This is a genomic window from Dyella kyungheensis (assembly GCF_049913195.1).
Classification (GTDB): Bacteria; Pseudomonadota; Gammaproteobacteria; order Xanthomonadales; family Rhodanobacteraceae; genus Dyella; species Dyella kyungheensis.
Genome location: NZ_CP183983.1, coordinates 73444 through 91621, shown reverse-complemented (window position 1 = coordinate 91621; position 18178 = coordinate 73444). Strand labels below are relative to the sequence as shown.

Below are 18178 nucleotides of genomic sequence, written 5' to 3'. Positions count from 1 at the left end.
CGTTATTTGCCGATGGTCGATAACAAATTTCGCAGAGCTGCCGTACTAGTCATACTTGCGTGATTTTTTATTGACTCGTAATACGAAAGAGTCCCATCGGAAATGCGGCCGTCACTAATCTTCATTCCAGCAGGTGCAGCAATTGATGCCCATTCGTGTGCCGCTGCATATTGCGCGTCATCGATCGTTCCGACACCGTTATTCACATAGCTACCTAACCCACCTTTGCCCGCCTTAGTAAATAGAAAGTCTGCGAATACTTGCTCCTGCATCGATGCATCGTATAACTCATTACCGCTCAAATTCATGGCACCGACCGCTTGGCGCAGCGTGGGAATGGTGGTTTGATATTTTCCGGTCGCGAAGAACCGCCCTACATCTGTTCCAGGAAGGGATTCCGTCGCAAGGATCTCATTAATTGTCTTGCCCGTCACGGTACCTGCGGGGCGGCTGTAAAAACTATGACCAGTCCTGCCATCTGGCACGCCTTTTTGACCCGTGTTGTAAGACTCATAACCTCCCTCCCCCGACGCAATGACGTCACCAATGGACCTGATGAGATCGGCTTTCGAATTTGGGGCATCAGAACCTGCGCTGAGTGCTGCGATCCAGTCCTTGCCACCACTATATTCAAGAGCCGCCTGAGCCAACGGATCTACGGTCACGGTCACCGGATCTACGATGGTAGCTGAGCTAGCGGCCACGAACGAAAAGGACCCGGTTCCTATGGATGGCAGTGCTCCAGTGCCCCAGTCAATTGACAGGGCTCCTTGCGTCCAGTCTGAGGCATTCTCTATATAGTCCTGCTCACCATTCCGGCTGGTGACATTCCCCAGGAGCTGTGGGCCACTTTGTCCAGAACTTGCAGCGTTGGGATCAGAGGACAAGGTAGCGTCACTCGAAGTCATTCCTCCCCCCGTACCAGCGGTAGCGAGGTCATACCCACTCATGCCTTCACCAAGCCCCTGATAGACGGAAATTCCGATTAGGGAACTCGAGCTGTCAGGGCCCTGCATTTGAACGGAGTTACTCGAGTCTCCCGAAGAACCCGGACGCACGGTGCCGAAAGTGTCGTAAACCGTTTGCCAGTCAGAAGCAACGACAGACGGACCACTACTCACGAATTGCCCCATCGCGGCATCGGAAGTGTCGCTATTTGCCAGCGCATTCCCGAGGTCACTATTCAACTGTGCGAGCGTCCCCTGAGCTTGGCTCAGCTGACCCTGCGACGCCGCATACTGCGATTGCGCCGCGTTGTAGTCGTTCTGATCCGTACTGCTCTGCGTCTGATCATCGCTTGATTGCTGCAGCAGCGACGTATATTGCGACGTGAAGTCGCTGGACTGCGTCAGCAGTGAGGATGACTGTGCGATCAGGCCGCTGGCTTGTGTTTCCAGTGACGAATATTGACTGGCCAGATCATTCCAATCCTGATCGAGTCCAGTTTGATCGCCATCCGCCGTCGCCAGACTGTAATTGGCCCACGCACCATCCGTGTCATTGGCATCGGTGTCGCCAAAGGCGTCATTGAGGCTACTAAAATTACCGTTCGACCCGCCGCTCTGCTGCGCTCCATCACCCCCGGTCGCCAGGCTGTAACCTGGGGGGACCCAGGTGCTGTCACCACCATAACCACTATCACCACTATCACCACTACTTGGATTGTCGACCACGTCTATTCCATCGCTGTCTTCGCCCTGCAGGCCATCCGGTGGGCCGTACACGCCAGACGTGGGGGCGGACTGACGTTCGCCCATATATTTTCCATAACCTAAGTAGCCTGAATTTGTTATTTCTTCGGCGTAGAGCATGGCAGGTGTCGACAACGCGGCGAGTGCCGCGTTCCGGGCAGCAACCGACCCTGCCTCATCCACGGCCTTGTTCGCTTGCGCGACTTCTTGCTCCGCCTGGGCGACGGTCGGCCACGCTTGCTGCTGGGCTTGCTGGATCTGCTGCGCCACCCCGTTCGCTTGCTGCTGCACCTGCTGGGCCTGTTGTTGCGCTTGTTTTGCCTGTTGCTGGGCCTGCATGGCAGCTTGCTGCGCCTGCTGTGCTTGTTGCTGAGCTTGCTCGGCATTCGCCGCGGCCTGTGTCGCCGCTTGCTGGGCCTGCGCTGCGGCTTGCTTGGCCTGGTTCGCTTCCGCCAGCTCCTGCTCGATCTGCTGCTGGATCGCCGCTTCCTGTTTGGCCTGCGCTTCGATCTGCGCCACGGTCTGCGCTATCGTCGATTGCTGGTTGAAGATGGCATTGATCGACGTCGCGATGATTGCAGCAGCTGTTTCCAGACCAGCCGCACCGCCACTGATGTCGCTGCCTGTCGAGTACGGCTGATAGGTGTTGTACGCGTTGGCAGAGGTCGTGACCTGTGGGATATGCAGCACCATGCCAGCGGATAGTGCGGCGGAGGGTGACAGTCCGTTGGCCTGCGCCAAGATGTAGTAATAGTTGCTGTCGCCGTAGATTTCCTGCGCCAGGGACTGCAACGTATCGCCGGCTTGCACCGTATAGCTCTGCGTGCCGCTACTGCTGTTGCTGAAGCCACCGGTGGTACTGAGCACATTGATCGCACCGGCTGAAGTGACGCTGCCCAACTGCTGCTCGTTCACGGGTGCGTAGTACGTATAGGTGGAAGTACCGCTGCTGGCAGTACTCATTTGCAAGAGTTGGCCACCCGCGGTATACGCCATGTCCTGGGTTTGCGTGACGCCGTTGACAAGGCCCGTGGTGACGGCCAGATCGCCCAGATCGTTGTAAGTGTTGCTGGTCGTAACGGTGTTGCTGCCCGACGCCGCCACTTGCGTGGTCGTACTCAACAACAGGCCGTTCTGTCTGACGTAGACGTTCTGATAGCCCACCGTGGCGCCGGTTGGGCTGCTATTTGCAACAGTGCCTTCGGTACCGGTGATGGTGTGATAGCCCAGCACGTTGCCATCGGCATCGTAGCCATAACCGCTGCCCGCGACGTAGCTGTTTTCCGTGACCAAGTACAACGCCGGGCCGTCCGTTGTCGCGCCTACGGTTGGCAGACCGGTCGGTGCAACTTTGTCTTCGTTCGCATAGGTGCTGGTAGCGACATTGCTGCCGTAGGAACTGATCAGGTTTGCTGCCGACTCTTCCGCATATTCGCTTTGGTCGGTCAATTCACCATCGGCGTTGTAGGTATAGATCGTGTCGGTCCGCACCCAGCCGGCATCGCTGAAGCTGCCGGAGGTAGTGGTTTCCTCGCTGCCTGGCGCGTTGAAGATCACATCCTGGACCAGGCGGCCATCGGCATCGTAGCTGCGGCTTTCGTAGCCGCCGAAGGTGGTGCCTCCCGGAGCCGTCGTCTGCACCATCGAGAGCTGGCCAAGTTGGCTGTAGTAGTTCTTTTGAACCGTCTGCTGACCGGAACTGTTGAGCGAGATGTACTGGATGATGTCGCCGGCCGCATCGTAGACGTTGGCGCCGGAATTGATGCCGTTGTTGATGTTGATGCTGCCAGCTTGCAGGCTGCCATCGGCCACCAGTACACGGTTGTCGGCGTCGTAGGTGAACCAGTCTGCCTGCACGTTGGGGGTGGGCGACGGCGCGGGTGCAGCGGCCGGAATGACTGCAGGCGTAGCGGCGGATGCTACCGCCGCCGACTGGACGACAACGGCCGCCTGCGAACCTGACGCTACGACGACCTGGACATTTTGTGTGTCAGACAAGCCATCGACCAGATCGGTCGCTGTGATGCTGAGTATGTAATCTCCACCAACACCGTTATTGACAGCTGGCGGAGAGTAAACGAGTACACCCGAGCTATTGATGGTGAGGTGGGCAACAATATTTCCCGTCGGCCAGGAAATCGAATAGACAAGCGCACGCCCCATCGGATTGGTGAAGATAAGGGGCTGCGCCGTGGCGGATCTGCCAAAGGTAAAATTGGCCGGACTCGGGCCACCTATGGATACCGGTGGCGACGCCGCATTCACAGTGAACGTAAAGGTGGCCGAGGCAACGGATCCCGTACTGGCCGTAGCGGAGTAGGTCACCGTGTAAGTTCCCGCCGTGGTCGGCGTTCCGCTGAACACACGAGTCGAGGCATTGAAACTGATACCGGGCGGCAGACCGCTGGCGCTATACGTGATACTGGCACCATTGGCATCGGTCGCTGCGGGTGCGGTGTACGCGTTCGCTGCCAATGTCGCGGTGCCCGATTGATTCGCCATGCCACCGCTGAACACCGGCGTCACCGTGGGCACGGTGATGTTGAATGTTTCCGACACGGAAGCGCCCGACCCTGCATTGGGGGTGGCCTTGTACGTCACCGTCCACGTGCCATTCGCCGTCAAAGAGCCGCTGAACGTTCGCGTGGTTGCATTGAAGCTGATGCCGGGAGGCATACCGGTGGCGCTATAGGTGACGCCATATCCATTGGCATCCGTTGCCGCGGGCGCCTGGTAATTCAGCGAGGTGCCCGGTTGCACGGTCTGGTTGCTGACACCGCCGCTGAACACCGGCGTGGCGTAAGGCACCGTGATCGTGAATGTGGTCGTGGTGGCGGAACCGGTGCCGGGCGTGGCGGTATAGGTCACCGTATAGGCGCCGCCGGTGGAAGGCGTGCCGCTGAACGTGTGGGTGGTCGCGTTGAAGCTGATGCCCGGGGGCATGCCACTCGCGCTATAGGTCACACCGTAGCCGTTGGCATCGGTCGCTGCTGGCGCCACGTAACTCCAAGCGACGGCCGGTTGTGCAGTCTGGGCCGCCGGTGCGCTGTTGAACACCGGGCTCACCGTCGGCACGGTCACCGTGAAGCTGCTGCTGACGCTGTAGCCCAGCACATCCATGCCGGTAACCGTGACGGTGTAGCTGGCCGGCGCCGTGGGTGTGGGCGGCGTGCCGCTGATGACGCCAGTGGTGGTGTTGATGCTCAACCAGCTCGGCAGACCTGTTGCGGTGTAGGTCAAGCCCATGCCAAGCGGGTCGCTGAAGTTGGCCGCCGTGCTGTAGCTCATGGCCGCAAAGCTTGCACCGCTTAGTGTTGCCGTTTGATTGGCCAGGGCGGACGCGAGACTTGGCGCGGTCGTGTTGGCGGTGGCATGGGTGCCGAGCGGAATCGGCGTGGCATTGACCGGTGTGCTCGAGGTTCCTTGCAGGTCGTACGCACTGCTGGCAAACACCGCGCGGCGATTGCCGTCGGCGTCGTATACATACGCCGTACGCATCGTCGCCACGGGCGTACTGCCCGACGTGTTCTCGTCGGTCACTTCCTGCAGGCGGTTGTGGCTGTCGTAACTGACGACGACCTGCGTCTTTACCGAGTTGCCGCCGCCGTCGTACGTGCTCGCCGTCTCCAGGGTTTCATCGCCGTAGGCGTCGTAACCGTAGCCATACGTGGAGGTCTGGCTGCTGCTGCCGCTGGTCAGCACTTCGGTCAGGCTGGCCAGCTGACCGCCGGCTTCATAGCCGTAGGTGAGCGTGGAGGTGTTGGAGCCACTCGGGCCGCCCGGCGTCCAGTTGCTGGTTTCCCCGGTCATCAGCCCCGAGTTGGCGTCGTAGGTGTAGTTGTAGGCGGCCCCGCTTTCGTCAACGTGGCTTTGTACCTGTCCGAAGTCGTTGTACACCCAGCTCTGCGTGTTGCCGTCGGCATCGGTTTCGTGGATCAGGTTGCCGTTAACGTCGTAGACGTAGGTGGTCGTTTCGTTCAACGGCGTGGTACTGGACAGCACCCGATGCTGGCTGTCGTAGGTGTAGGTAATTGCATACTTGGCGGCATTGGCTGTGTCGCCATTTTGCAGATAGGCGCTGCCGATACCGTCGTAGGTGGCAATGCGGTCGCCATTGGCATTGAGCACGTAGGCTTCCTGCGATATCGGACTACGCGACGTGCCGTTGGGGTTGACTAGGAAATAACCCTGCCCCGTCACCTGGTTCAGATTGTTATACGTGGTGTACTTGATGTTGCTGAGCGTGGCTGTCGCGGTCTGTACCGGTGGCGTTTCGGTGGCCGCCGCACGACCCAATGCATCATAGGCGGTATAGGTCTTGGCGCTCGCGCCATCTTCCATCAAGGTCTGATTACCGGCGGCATCATAGGTGTATTGCGTAAGGTTTCCGTTCTCATCGGCGCTGAGCATCAGCTCGCCATCGATGTTGTAGTTCCATGTCTTGGTCGGTGTGATCCACGTGTACACACCGGATGCCGAGACCACCAAGACGGTGGCTTCGGATTCCTCGACCAGGTGATTCTGGCTGTCGTACCTATATGTGGTGACGTTGCCGTTGGCATCGGTCCTGGCGATTACGTTGCCCCAGCGGTCGTAGCTGTTGCTGATCGCAGCGCTGTTTTCGCCGGAAGCCGCGCCCGTCGTCGGCGTCAGCTGCGTGATGGACTGGTTGCTGAGATTGTAGGTGTCCTGGGTGAACACCGTGGCGCTGCCGCCAGTGATTGTGCTGGTATCGAGCACCAGATTGCCCACCAGGTCGTAACCGTAGCTGTGGAGTGCCCCGGTGGTGCCATTGGGCGAGCCCGTCTGCTGGCCGGCGTTGTTGTAGGTGTACTGGACTTCGTAACCGCCATTGGCGCCGCTGGCGTTGCCGTCACCCTTCGCAATCACCTCGCCGAAGGCGTTGTACTTCTGCTGGATGTAGCTATCGGGGCTGCTGGCGTTGCTACGCTGCACCGCCGTGCTCAGCAGGTGGTTGTCGGCGTCGTACGCATTGGTGGTGGTGACGGTGACGCCCGCTGTCAGCAAATAACTGCGCGCGAGTACATTGCCGTTGGCGTCGTACGCCGTACTGTGCACGTTGCCTTCGGCATCGACGCTTTCGGTCTGCTGTCCCAACGCGCTGTAGGTGGCGTAGCTCTGCTGAGTAAGGCCGCCGGCAGAAGTGGTGGTGCTAACGGCATCACCCAACGCATCGTAGCCATAGCTCGTTACCGGGCTGACGCTGATGTAGAGCGCCGCGGTGGAAAGGTCGTCGGCAGGAGTGGATTCAAGAATCGATTGCCAATTGCCGACCAATACTTGGCGTGGCGGCGCCGTGACACTGAGCACTCGGCCCAGCGCATCGTAGATCGTGGTGGTGGTCGCGCCATTAACGGTTTCGGCTAGAACCTGGTTCTGGCCGTTATAGCTGTAGCTCGTGACACTGCTGGCAATGCTGTAGCCAGCAGTGCCGTTGAGTTGACCCACGGTGCCGCCGGTGTAGGTATAACCGCCGGTATCGGTTTCGGTCAGCACGCGGCCGATCGCATCGTAGGTATAGCTAGTGATGCGATCAGCGCCGCTGGCCTGGGTGGCTGCACTGGGCAATCCCGGTGCGGTGGCAGCGGTGATGCCAATGGTGCTGATGGCCTGGGCGTACTGCGTGGTGCTGCTGACCATGCCGAAGGCGTCGTATGCCTTGGTGGTCACATAGCCTAGCGGACTGGTATAGCTGCCAGTCGGCGTCACCACCATCACCGCACGATTGAGCGCGTCGTAATAGCTGTAGGTGGTTTCCCATATCGCTGGGGTGGTCGTGGAACCCGATGTATACGCACCCTGCACCAGTTGCGACGTGCTGGTGACATTGCCGTACGCGTCGTAGGTGTACGTTGTGGTCGGTGAGCCGTTGGTAACGTCGCCGCCCAGCGCGCCCATCGATAGCACATAAGCGATCGACGATTGAACGACTTGTGTCTTCTGATTGAGCTGGTTGTACGCGGTTGTGGTCGTACGATCACTGCTTGATGGGACCAACCCCTGCTGCAGTTGCGCCGCACTCAGCGGCTGCCCAGCGCTCCAGCCGGTGATCGCGCTGGTGTTAAGCGCGGCGGCATATTGCGTGGTGGTGATGACGTTGCCGTAGGCGTCGTAGGTGTATGCCGTGATGTAGCCGTTGCCATCAATGCTATCGATCAATTGGCCGTCGACGTTGTACACGTTGTAAGTGTGATTGTCGTTGGCATCCGTGTTGACAACCGCTTGACCCAGGGCATTGTAGATGGTGGTGCTGCTGTCACCCAGGGCATTGATGATCTGGGTGCGCATGCCCAGCGTGTTATAGACGTAGGACGTTGTGCTGACGTTGATGATGGCGTTGGCGCTGCTGCCGTAACCCTGAATCGTGCTGAGCACATCGCCGAACGCATCGTAGGTAGTGGTGGTGTACAGATTCTGGTTCGCGCCGGTCTGCAACGTACCGTTGTAGGTGGTCACGGTGACGGACGGGCTCTGGGTTTGGACCAGACGACCGGCACTGTCGTAGCTGTAATTCCAGACATCGCCATCGCGATTGGCGTAGCTGACCTTCTCGCCTAGCGCGTTGTAGGTGTAGGTGGCGTTCACCCCCAACGCATCGCTGGTGGTCAACACCTGGTCCAGACTGTTGTAGGTCACACTGGTGAGGCGCTCACCCGTAGAACCACCTGCTGAAGTGACAGCGGCTGCGATCGTCGTGGCGCTGATCGTGCCAGGCAAGGTGATCGCATTGGCGTACTGCTGCGTTCCGATCAACCGCCCCACGCCGTCGTAGTTATTCTGGGTGACGCCATTGAGCGCATTGATCGTGTAGATCGCACGGTTGTCGCCGTCGTAGACGGTGTAATTGATCTCCCTGTTCGTAAATGCCGCCATCGCACTGGCCACACTCGCGGTGGTGAACTGCGCACTCAGCGATGTGCCCGTGCTGATCGTCAGCGTGCTGCCATACGCCGTCTGGCTGAGTACGTTGCCATTCGCATCATAGGTGTAGCCAGTCACTTGCCCCGCCGTGCCGTTCTGCCGCACCACAAAGGCAACGCGACCCGCCGCGTCGTACAGGTTCAACGTGGCTTCGGCGGTGCTGTCCGGGTTGCTCCCCGTCGTGCCGCCCACTTGCATGTCGAGCCAGCCGAGCGCCGTACCGGCTTGCAATGCACCCGCTTCACTCGCCGTGCTCACCGGATTGGCGTAGGCGAGCGTTTCGGTCACCTGCCCCGTCGCGTTGTAACGGTTCTCCGTCACATAACCCATCGGGTTGATGCTGTAACGCAACTCTCCCGCGCTGTCATAGACGTTGTAGCTGATCTGATCGCTGCTGCCGGATGTCACGAGCGCCGCGATTTGTGCGGAGGTGGGCGCGCTGTCCAGCGTGGCCAGCTGCGCACTACTCAATGGCGTGGCGTAGGCATCCGTGCTGGTGACCCGACCATCCGCATCGTAGGTGGTCAGCATCACTGCGCCGGCGGCGTTGACCGTGTAGATCGTCTCGCCGGCATTGTTGTAACTGGCGTATGTCGTGCGATCGTTCGTGCTGGAGGTGATCAGCGCCGCGATCTGTGCCGAGGTCGGTGTACCGCCCAGGCTGGAGAGCTGAGCGCCGGTGAGCGCAGTGGCATAGGCCTTCGTTTGAGTAACGCGGCCGGAGGCATCGTAGGTCGTTTGTGTGACGCCGCCCGCGCCGTCGATCGCATACACCGCTTCGCCATCGGCGTTGTAGACGGTCGTGGTGAGGAGGTCGCTGCTGCTGGGCGTGACCAGGCTGGCGATCGTCGCGGCGGTCGCGGTGGTGCTGACGGTGGTGCCCGACAAAGCGGTGGCGTATTGGCGCGTCTGCGTCACCTGCCCCGCATTGTCGTAGATGTACTGCGTGACGTCGAGCGCGCTACCGCTGAGCTGATAGACCACCTGACCTTCGGTGTTGTAGACATTCTGCGTGTAGTGATCCGAGGCGCTGGGCGCGAGATCTGCGGTCACTGCCGCGATCGTCGGCGCACTGCCGAGCGCACTCAGTTGGCTGGCGCTGAGGGGAGTTGCGTAGCCACGCGTGGCAGTGAGCCTGCCGTCGGCATCGTAGGTGTTTTTCGTCACCGCACCGGTCGGATCGATCGCAAAGATCTGCTCGCCGGCCTGGTCGTACACGTATTGCGTGACGTTGCCGTTGGCATCCGTCTTGGCAATTAGGTTGCTATCGGCGTCGTAGCTGTACGTGGTGGTGAGATTGAGCTGACCCGGGTCGACGATCGTTTGACTCAGGCGCTCCAGGTTGTCGTAAACATATTGCGTGGTGATCGCCGCACCGGTACCAGCGCCGCTGGTGACGGTCAGCGTCTTGCCACCGCCGTCATACGTATACGTGGTGATGCTGCCCAGCGCATTGGTCCGCGTGAGCACGTTGCCGTCGGCGTCGTAGGTGGACGTCGTGACCGCACCCGTCGGGTCGGTCACGCTCAGTTGCCGGCCTTGTGCATCGAGGTTGTAGCGAGTGGTTAGGTTTAGTCCATTGGGATCGACCGTCTTCGTCAGCACCTGACCGCTGGCGCTATAGGTGTAGGTGACCACGTGCCCAGTGGCATCGCTGGTCTGGATCAGGTCGCCTTCAGCGTCGTACTGGTCGCTGCTGAGGTTTCCCAGTGCATCCTTGGTGGTGAGCAGGCGTCCGTCAGCGTCGTACGTGTAGGTGGTGGAGTTACCGCCACCATCGGTCACACTCACCGTATCGCCGTAGGCATCCTTCGCCTTGGTCATCGTCACGCCATCGGGCGTGGTGACGGTGGTGGCGTGGGCGGCGATGCTGTAGCTGTACGAGGTGGTGTTGCCCAGCGCATCCGTCTCGGTCAACACGTTGCCGAAGGCATCGTAGGTGGTTTGCGTGGTGCGCCCACTGCCCTGCACCGTTTGGCTGGTCGAGACCTGACGACCCAGGTTGTCGTAGCTGTAGGTGATTGTGTTGCCGTTACCATCGGTGCGGCTGGTCACACGGCCGAACGCATCGTAGGTCTGGGAGCCGGTTTGTGCGACCGCAGTGCCGACGGCCTGCGTCGCGCCGATCTGCTCGCCACGGTTGTCGTAGGTGACATCCGTGATCGTGCTGTTGCTGGCACTCAGCGCACTGCCCGGTTGGCTTAATTGTTGCTGGACCTGGATTGCATCGCCGAAGGCGTCGTAGCTGGTGGCCGTTTCGTAACCATCGCCATCGGTCACGGTGGCGACTTGGCCAACGGTGGTGTATGTCGTTGAGGTAACGCGGCTGGCGTCGCCCATCACAGCGCTGAGCGCAGCGATGGCGGTGGCGACCTGTGCACTCGTCGCCCCGGTGGGATTGAGTGTGCTTCCGCTGCTGCTACCAGTGCTCAGCGTCAGTGATGCCGCATAAGTGGTCTTGCTGACCATTTCACCGAAGGCGTTGTACGCATACGCCGTGACATTGCCCACCGCGTTGAGCGTGCTGCCGCTGGGCTGACCCTGCACGGTATAGAGCAGGTGGCCGTCGGCGTCGTAGTAGGACCACGTGCTATTGCCATCCGCATCGGTAGCTTCGATGGGCCGACCCTGCGCGTTGTACACGTACGTAGTGGTCGCACCCGCCGCATCGGTGGCGGTGAGTTCGTTACCGAAGGCATCGTAGGTCGCACTCGTGGTGCGGGCAGTGCCCTGCCCGCTGGTCGGCGTGACGATGGTGCTCAACACCTGGCCGACACCGTTGTAGGTGTAGGTGGTCACTGTGCCATCGGCGGCCGTACGACTGGTCACCTCGCCATCGCCGTCGGTGCTGACGCTGCTCTGCTCATTGGCGGTGTCGCTAGCTAGAAAGCCCACCAACGCGGCCACGCTCTCGGTACCGTTCAGGGCACTGAGCTGGCTACTGGTGAGCGCCGTCGCATAACGCGTGGTCGTCGTGATATCGGTGGTCTCGTCGTACGCCGTCGTGGTGAGATATCCGTCCGCGTCGATCCCGGCTACTACGCGTCCGTCATCGTCGTAGTAATTGCGTGTCGTCTGGTCTTGTGTGCTGGTCGTGATATCGGCCTGCAGTGCTGCAAGCGTCGGTGCGTCGCCCAAGCTGCTGAGCTGGCTGCTTGTCAGGGCCGTCGCATACGTCGTGCTGAGCACCGCCTCGCCCGCCGCGTTATAGGTCGTCACGATGACATTGCCGGCCGCATCGATCGTGGCGACCGCATGACCGTCGGCGTCGTAAATAGTCAGCGTGGCGCGGTTATTCGCATTGGCGGCCAGATCGACTTGCAACGCGGCCAACGTGGGATAGCCGCCCAGCGCACTGCGTTGTGTCGTAGTGAGCGCGCTGGCATATTGCGTCGTGGAAAGCACATCGTCCACGGCGTTGTAAGTCGTGGTGGTTACGTTGCCGGCGGGATCAATCGTGGCAACCACTTGACCCGCCTCGTTGTAGATAGACGTGGTCGTGCGATCGTTCGCGGTACTGGTGGGGACTGGCAGGCTTACCGGATAGCTGGCGGTGAGTCCGCCACCGCTGATCCATGTGCTTACCGTTGTATTGGGCGTCGCGTACTGCGTGGTGCTTATGACACGACCATCGGCATCGTGGGTATACGCCGTGACATTGCCGTCGCCATCGACGGTGCCACTGACCTCGCCATCGGCGTTGTAGAACGTGTAGGTCACCGCACCGCTAGGATCGATCGCCGCGACTTGCTCGCCGTCAGCGTTGTACAGGTAGCTCGTCGCGCGGCTGGCCTGGCCGCTGGCCGATTGCGTATGGCCGAGTACCTGCCCTGCGCTGTTGCGCACCTGGGTGGTGATCAGACCGTTGGCCTGGGTGATCACCAATGTGTCGTTGCTGCCGTTGTCGGTGTACACGTAACTGGTGACATTGCCCAGCGGATCGGTCTTGCCGATCAAACGACCCAGGCCGTCGTAGATGTAGTTGGTGATCTGCAAGGTCGTGCGGTTGGCGCCGCTCTCGGTGCTGGTTTGCAGGAGACGCCCTTGTGCGTCGTAGGTGGTCGTGGTGATCACCGTGCCGAGGGTCTGCACACCGGTGCCACTGCTGTTGACCGTGTCGTACTGCGTTTGTGTGGCCAACTGACCGCGCACATCGTAGCTGTAGTCGATGCGTGTGCCTTGGCTTAGCGTGGTCTGCACCGCGCTGCTGGCTACCCAGCTTTGCAGTGCAGCCAGGCTCGGCGGACTACTCGGGCTGCCTCCGCTGGTGCTGTAGGTTGCGCCCAGGTACTGACGACTGCTGATCAGTTCGCTCAGGCCATCGATCGCGATGTAGTCGTTCTCGCTGACGTTGCCCAGCGGATCGATGGTGTAGGCCAATTGGTTGTTGGCGTTATATACGTAATAGGTGGTCTGGGCGTCACTGGGGGCGACATAACCGCTCTGCCCCACCTCGCCTTGTGCCGGTGCGGTGTAGGTGGTCTGACTGGTGACCTGGTTGTTGGCATCGTACGTGTAGCTGACGGTATTGCCCGCGCCATCCTCCACACTCAAGAGATTGCCGTTGGCATCGTAGCTATAGCTCGTGACGTTGGCGTCTGGATCGGTGCTGGTTAACAGGTTGCCATTGGCGTCGTAGGTATAGGTGCTGGTCGGGGAGGAGCCGTTGATCGCCGGGGCAATCACCGCAGTCAGCTCCCCGCTCGCGTTGTACTGGTACTGGGTGGCATTCCCCAGGCCGTCGGTGACAGTGGTGTTGTCGGTGCCGTAGTTCAGGGTGAGGCTTTGCGCCGCCGCGCCGGTGCCGGTGGTAATGCCAGTGACTTGATACGCACCTTGGGTATCTTGCGTATAAGAGTAGCTGACCGTAGTGCCGTCGCTTTGCGTCACCGAGGCCACCAGATCGGTGGTGTCCTGATACGTATAGGTCGTGGTGTAACTGTTGCTGGTGCTGTCGGTGTCCGAGCCCAGCGTGGTGGCGACGGTGCTTAAGCGGCCCTGGCTGTCGTAGCCGTAGCTCACCATTTGGCGCGTCACCGCGCCGGTCTGCCCGGGCGGCACTTCTTGGATCGACAGGCTGATCAGCTGGCTGCTGGTGTTGTAGCCGAAGATCAGGGTGTCACCGTCGCCAGCTACGATCTGGCTCAACTGGCCGTTGCTGTAGCTGAAGCTGTAGCTGGCGCCGGTGCTGGTGTCGGTCAGCGTGGTGAGCTCGCCGATAGCATCGTAAGTTTCTTGCTGGTTGTCGGCCGTGTCGGTCCAGGTCCAGGTGGACGAGGTGGCGTCCCAGCTTAAGGTGTCCACCGTACCGCTTTGGTCGGTGCTGGTGTAAAGGCCCAAGCTGGTGTTGTAGGTGTAGACGACCGCGGAGCCGTCGTCGTTGATGCGGGTAATGGTGCTGCCGGCGGTGTCGCGCGTTCCAGTCAGGCCGCTCACGTTGCGACTGAAACCGTAGCTCCAGCCGTCGTTGCCGTTGAGCTGGCCCAAGCTGTTGTAGGTGCGGAGCACGTTCAGCGGCAGGCCGTCGAACAGCAGGCCTTCGTCGTTGCTCTGCAGAACCAGGTTGCCGGTGGCGGTGTTGACGTAAGCACCGTTAGCCGCCTGACCCAGGTTTGCCGCGCCGCCTTGCGCCAGACCCAACTGCGTCAACGACGTGTTACCCAGGCCCAGACCGTTCCCGCTGATCACTGCCACCATCGCCCTGCTCCCAAAGTTGGAGGCGGCCACCGTGGCGCACCTCTTACTAGGACTAATCCAGGACTCGCGGAAAAAGTTTAGGAAAGACCTGCATCGAATCACTTTTCGAAAATTTGCACGACACGTAACTCATTTGCCCAAGATAATCCGCAAAAACTTCTTGATCTCAGTGGACGTCATGGTCCGTATTGCTGCGACGTCAAATGCGCAAAGCATGTCGCGCGAAAACTTGCGCACCATGATGTTCTTTCGAAACGTTGTTTCCTCTGAATCCTTCCGAGCGCCCCCCTATAGAGCGATGAAGACCGCAAGTCAGTCGGTCTTCCATAGCCTGAGCGCCTGCTCGCGAATCACATCCGGTCGCTCTTCCGGCCAGAACAACTATAGCCGTCCAGACGCTCGACGAACTCTAGGTTGCCGATGTTGTCGGTCAGATAGTCGAGGCCGTCGGTGCTGAAGATGCTAGACCGAGAATCTTTGCCGCGAGTTGCGCGCCTTCTTAACCTTCGCCTGTCGATCTATAGTGGCGCCCTCACACGGCCCATCCCAGTCCCTATGACCGACGCTCTGCCCGCATGGATTCGCATGGCTCGGTCGCGCGGGTCGGTCCTGTTGCAGCCGCTGGTGGAAGCGGTGGTGACCATGCTGGCGGCGCTGGCCACGCTGCTTTGCACGCTTGAGATCGCGCCGGGCGGCGGTTCAGCGGTGTTGGCGGTGGTCTTGAGTCTGTCGTTGTCGCGCAGCCATATGGATCGCGATCTGCGTGGGCGGCTGGAAGCTGTCGTCGTGTTGCCGCTGGTCGGCTTCGTGTCGATGGGCGTGGGTCTGTTGCTGCGTCACACGCCATGGGTGGGTGCGCTGGCCTTCGTGGCTGGCATGTTTCTCTCCATCTGGTTGCGTCGGTTCGGCTCGATGGCGCGTCGCGCGGGACGCCTGATCGCTCTTCCGTTCGTGACGTTGTTGACGCTGCCGCATATCCGCGCATCGTCGAACGGCGTGCTCCCCGCTGTACTTGTGCCGGTGGCCGTGGCGCTGCTTTCGCTGCTGTGGGTCACGGTCTTCCACCTGCTTGCGCGTCGAATGCGTTTGTTGCCGCCGGTGCGCGCGCTGGAGCATGCGCCTGCAGCGCCCGCGCAGGAGGGCGGCATGCGGCCTGTCGCCAGCACGCGTATGGCCATCCAGATGGCCGTGGCGCTGGCGCTGTCGTTCGTGGTCGGTTACCTGTTCTTCAAGGAGCGCTGGGCGTGGATCGTGTTGACGGCCTTCATCGTCAACAGCGGCAATCGAGGGCGACTGGATGTGGCCTACAAGAGCGGACTGCGCGTCGCGGGTGCCGCAGTGGGCACGGTGCTGGCGATGTCGTTGACGATCCACACCGGTGCCAATCCATCGACGACGGGCGTGCTGATTCTCGTGGCACTGTTCTTCGGCGTGTGGCTGCGTCCGCTGGGTTATGCGTGGTGGGCGCTGTTCGTCACGCTGGCACTGGCACTGCTGCAAGGCTTTGAGCCGCAGCCGCCGGGCACGCTGTTGTGGTTGCGGCTCGAAGAGATCGTGATTGGCGCCGCGATTGGCCTGGCCTCGGCATGGTGGGTGTTGCCGGTGCGTTCCAGCGATGTGCTGCGTCGAAGGCTGGCCGACGCGCTGGCCGCCATGGCGGAAGCGACCGACCCGGCCACCGCCGAGCGCCTGCCCGCACGCGTGGCCAGGACGCTGGACGAACTGGAAGACATGGCCGCGCCGTTCCGCGCCGCGCGTCGGTTCACGCACCGTTTCCGGACGTTGCAACCGGCCGACTGGGTGGACACGCTGCTGGCCTGCCGTACCCCGGTGATCGATGTGATCGTGCGCGGAGAAACGCCAGGACGCGTGCGCCAGGCCATTGGCGCCGCGCGCAAGTCGCTGCGCCAGCCCGAGGCGCTGCTGCCGGCCTTGCAGCAGCTGCGCCAGACGCTGGAAGGCTGATCACTCGCCCGCGGGCAGGCTCTTCACGGCCGAAAGAACCGATACGCCGTGCTCATCGAACGCTTCCACCGCCACAACGTAATCCACGCCCTTGTTCAACGAGTGCAGCAGCAGGCGCGTCGGCTGATCGGCGAAGCGTTGATAGGTGGAGTGCAGGCGATCGGCGGCCAGGCCCCAACGCACGTTGTAGCCCACGGCACCGGGCACCGGCGTCCACACGATCTCGGCGTCGCGCGTGTCGCTCATTCGCTTGGCCGACACCAGGGTCGGCGCGGCGGGTAGCGCACCATCGGCATTGCCGAACACGCGCAGATCCGAAATGGCCAGCGTGTGTGCACCCACGTGCTTGTGGACATAGCGCACGTAGCGCACGCGTGCCGCCTGATCGAGTTCGACATAGGCGTTGGCGCGATCGCGTGTTTCGTGCGACAGATCGGCCAGCGTGCTCCAGTGCGTGCCGTCGCGCGATCCTTCCAGCACGAATTGGGTCACGATGTCGGGCGCATCGCCGTAGCGGCCGGATCGATAGTCCGCGAAGTTCACCTGCACGGCGCGCACCGTGCGCTCGCCGCCCAGATCGACCGTGAGCGTCTGGCCGGCCGTGTTGTTCGCGGCGACCCAGAACGTGCGCGGATTTTCGTCCGTGGTGGTCGAGGCCGGATGATCGGGCAGCGACGACGAAGCCGTGGCCTTCTTGTGATACGACAGCAGCATCCATCCAGTGAAGGTGTCCTCGCCTTCCTTCAGTGCATGGTCGGGCATGCGATGCGGGAAATCGCCGAAGCGCGTGTCGATCCACATTTGGCCGTCCGTATGGAAACCCGACGGATAGAGCCCGATGCGTCGTTCGAAGGTCCAGTTGGCGCCTATCCATGAGGTGCCGGTGTTCCACATGTTGCCGTGCGCATCTTCAAACGTGGAACCGTGGCCCACGCCGGTGACGAAACCGCCCGGCTTCTCGCCGATGGGGTTGTACGGTGCGTAGTGGAACGGACCGAGCGGCGCGTCGCCCACGACGACGCCGGTACCGTAGACGTTGTATTCGGTGCCCGGCGCCGCGTACTGCAGGTAGTAGCGGTTGCCGTGGCGGTTCATCCAGGCGCCTTCGAGGAAGGGCTTCGTGACATTGTCAGTGTGGTCCTGGCCGAAGCGTTCCCAGCCGTGCTCGGCGGGATCGAGCTGAAGCAGCGGTTGCGGACGCGTGAGGAAGGCCAGCCGCTTGCCCTCGCCTTCCGACGCCTCGGCAAACTTCATGTCCAGCTGCGCGCCGTACAGCGGATACACGTTCGACGAGTCCCAGTAGAGATAGACCTTGCCGTCGTCGTCCTGGAACAGCGCGGGATCCCACGGACCCGGCGGCAGTTCGCCGGGCTTGATCGCCCACTCGCCTGCACTGGATACCGCGCCGGGAACCGGCGGCAGCAATCGCGTCCAGAACTGCCAGCGGCCGTGCGCCGGATCGGTGGAGACCATCAGCGGGCGCGGATCGGTGGCCGATTGCATCAGGAACAGCTTGCCGTCCGCGACCAGCGTCGCCGGCGCCACTTCGCTGTCGAACGGCCAGTGGTCGGGCTTGACGAAGTCCCAGTGCACCAGGTCACTGGAGTGCCAGTAGCCGTCGGCCATGGTCATGAACAGGTAGTAGGCGTCGCCGTAGCGGACCATCGCCGGGTCGGCGCCGGTGCGGTAGGAAATGCCCTCGTTCATCTGCTCGAAGTTGTAGCGGTAGTCGATGTCGAGCGGGTTGGTCCACGTCTGCGGCGCCGCCATGGCGCCCGTAGCGGTGGTGGCGGCCAGCAATGCCATGCAGCAAAGAGCGGCACGCTGGAGGGGAACAAAGGCCGTACGAATAGGACGTGACATAGACTCGCCTACCATGCTGC

3 protein-coding genes are annotated in these 18178 nt (G+C 61.4%); 1 reads left to right on the top strand and 2 read right to left on the bottom strand.

Annotated features, from left to right (window positions below):
• Window positions 1-2: 2 nt before the first annotated feature.
• Entirely contained in the window at window positions 3-14330 is a 14328-nt protein-coding gene (locus ACN9MB_RS00340) for a LysM peptidoglycan-binding domain-containing protein (RefSeq protein ID WP_426270378.1), read from the bottom strand.
• Between the two features lie 585 nt (window positions 14331-14915).
• On the opposite strand from ACN9MB_RS00340, the gene ACN9MB_RS00335 reads away from it, so the two are divergent.
• Window positions 14916-16295: an FUSC family protein gene (locus ACN9MB_RS00335; protein WP_426270377.1), complete on the top strand. Its 1380-nt coding sequence runs from the start codon at window positions 14916-14918 to the stop codon at window positions 16293-16295.
• On the opposite strand, the gene ACN9MB_RS00330 is transcribed toward ACN9MB_RS00335, so the two are convergent.
• The gene (locus tag ACN9MB_RS00330; protein ID WP_426270376.1) at window positions 16296-18158 is read right to left on the bottom strand and encodes a family 43 glycosylhydrolase; all 1863 of its coding nucleotides are present in this window, start codon (window positions 18156-18158) and stop codon (window positions 16296-16298) included.
• Between the last annotated feature and the right edge of the window lie 20 nt (window positions 18159-18178).

Coding starts and splice junctions, on each gene's coding strand:
- ACN9MB_RS00330 (WP_426270376.1), bottom strand. CDS start 18,158: ATGTCACGTCCTATTCGTACGGCCTTTGTTCCCCTCCAGCGTGCCGCT.
- ACN9MB_RS00340 (WP_426270378.1), bottom strand. CDS start 14,330: ATGGTGGCAGTGATCAGCGGGAACGGTCTGGGCCTGGGTAACACGTCG.
- ACN9MB_RS00335 (WP_426270377.1), top strand. CDS start 14,916: ATGGCTCGGTCGCGCGGGTCGGTCCTGTTGCAGCCGCTGGTGGAAGCG.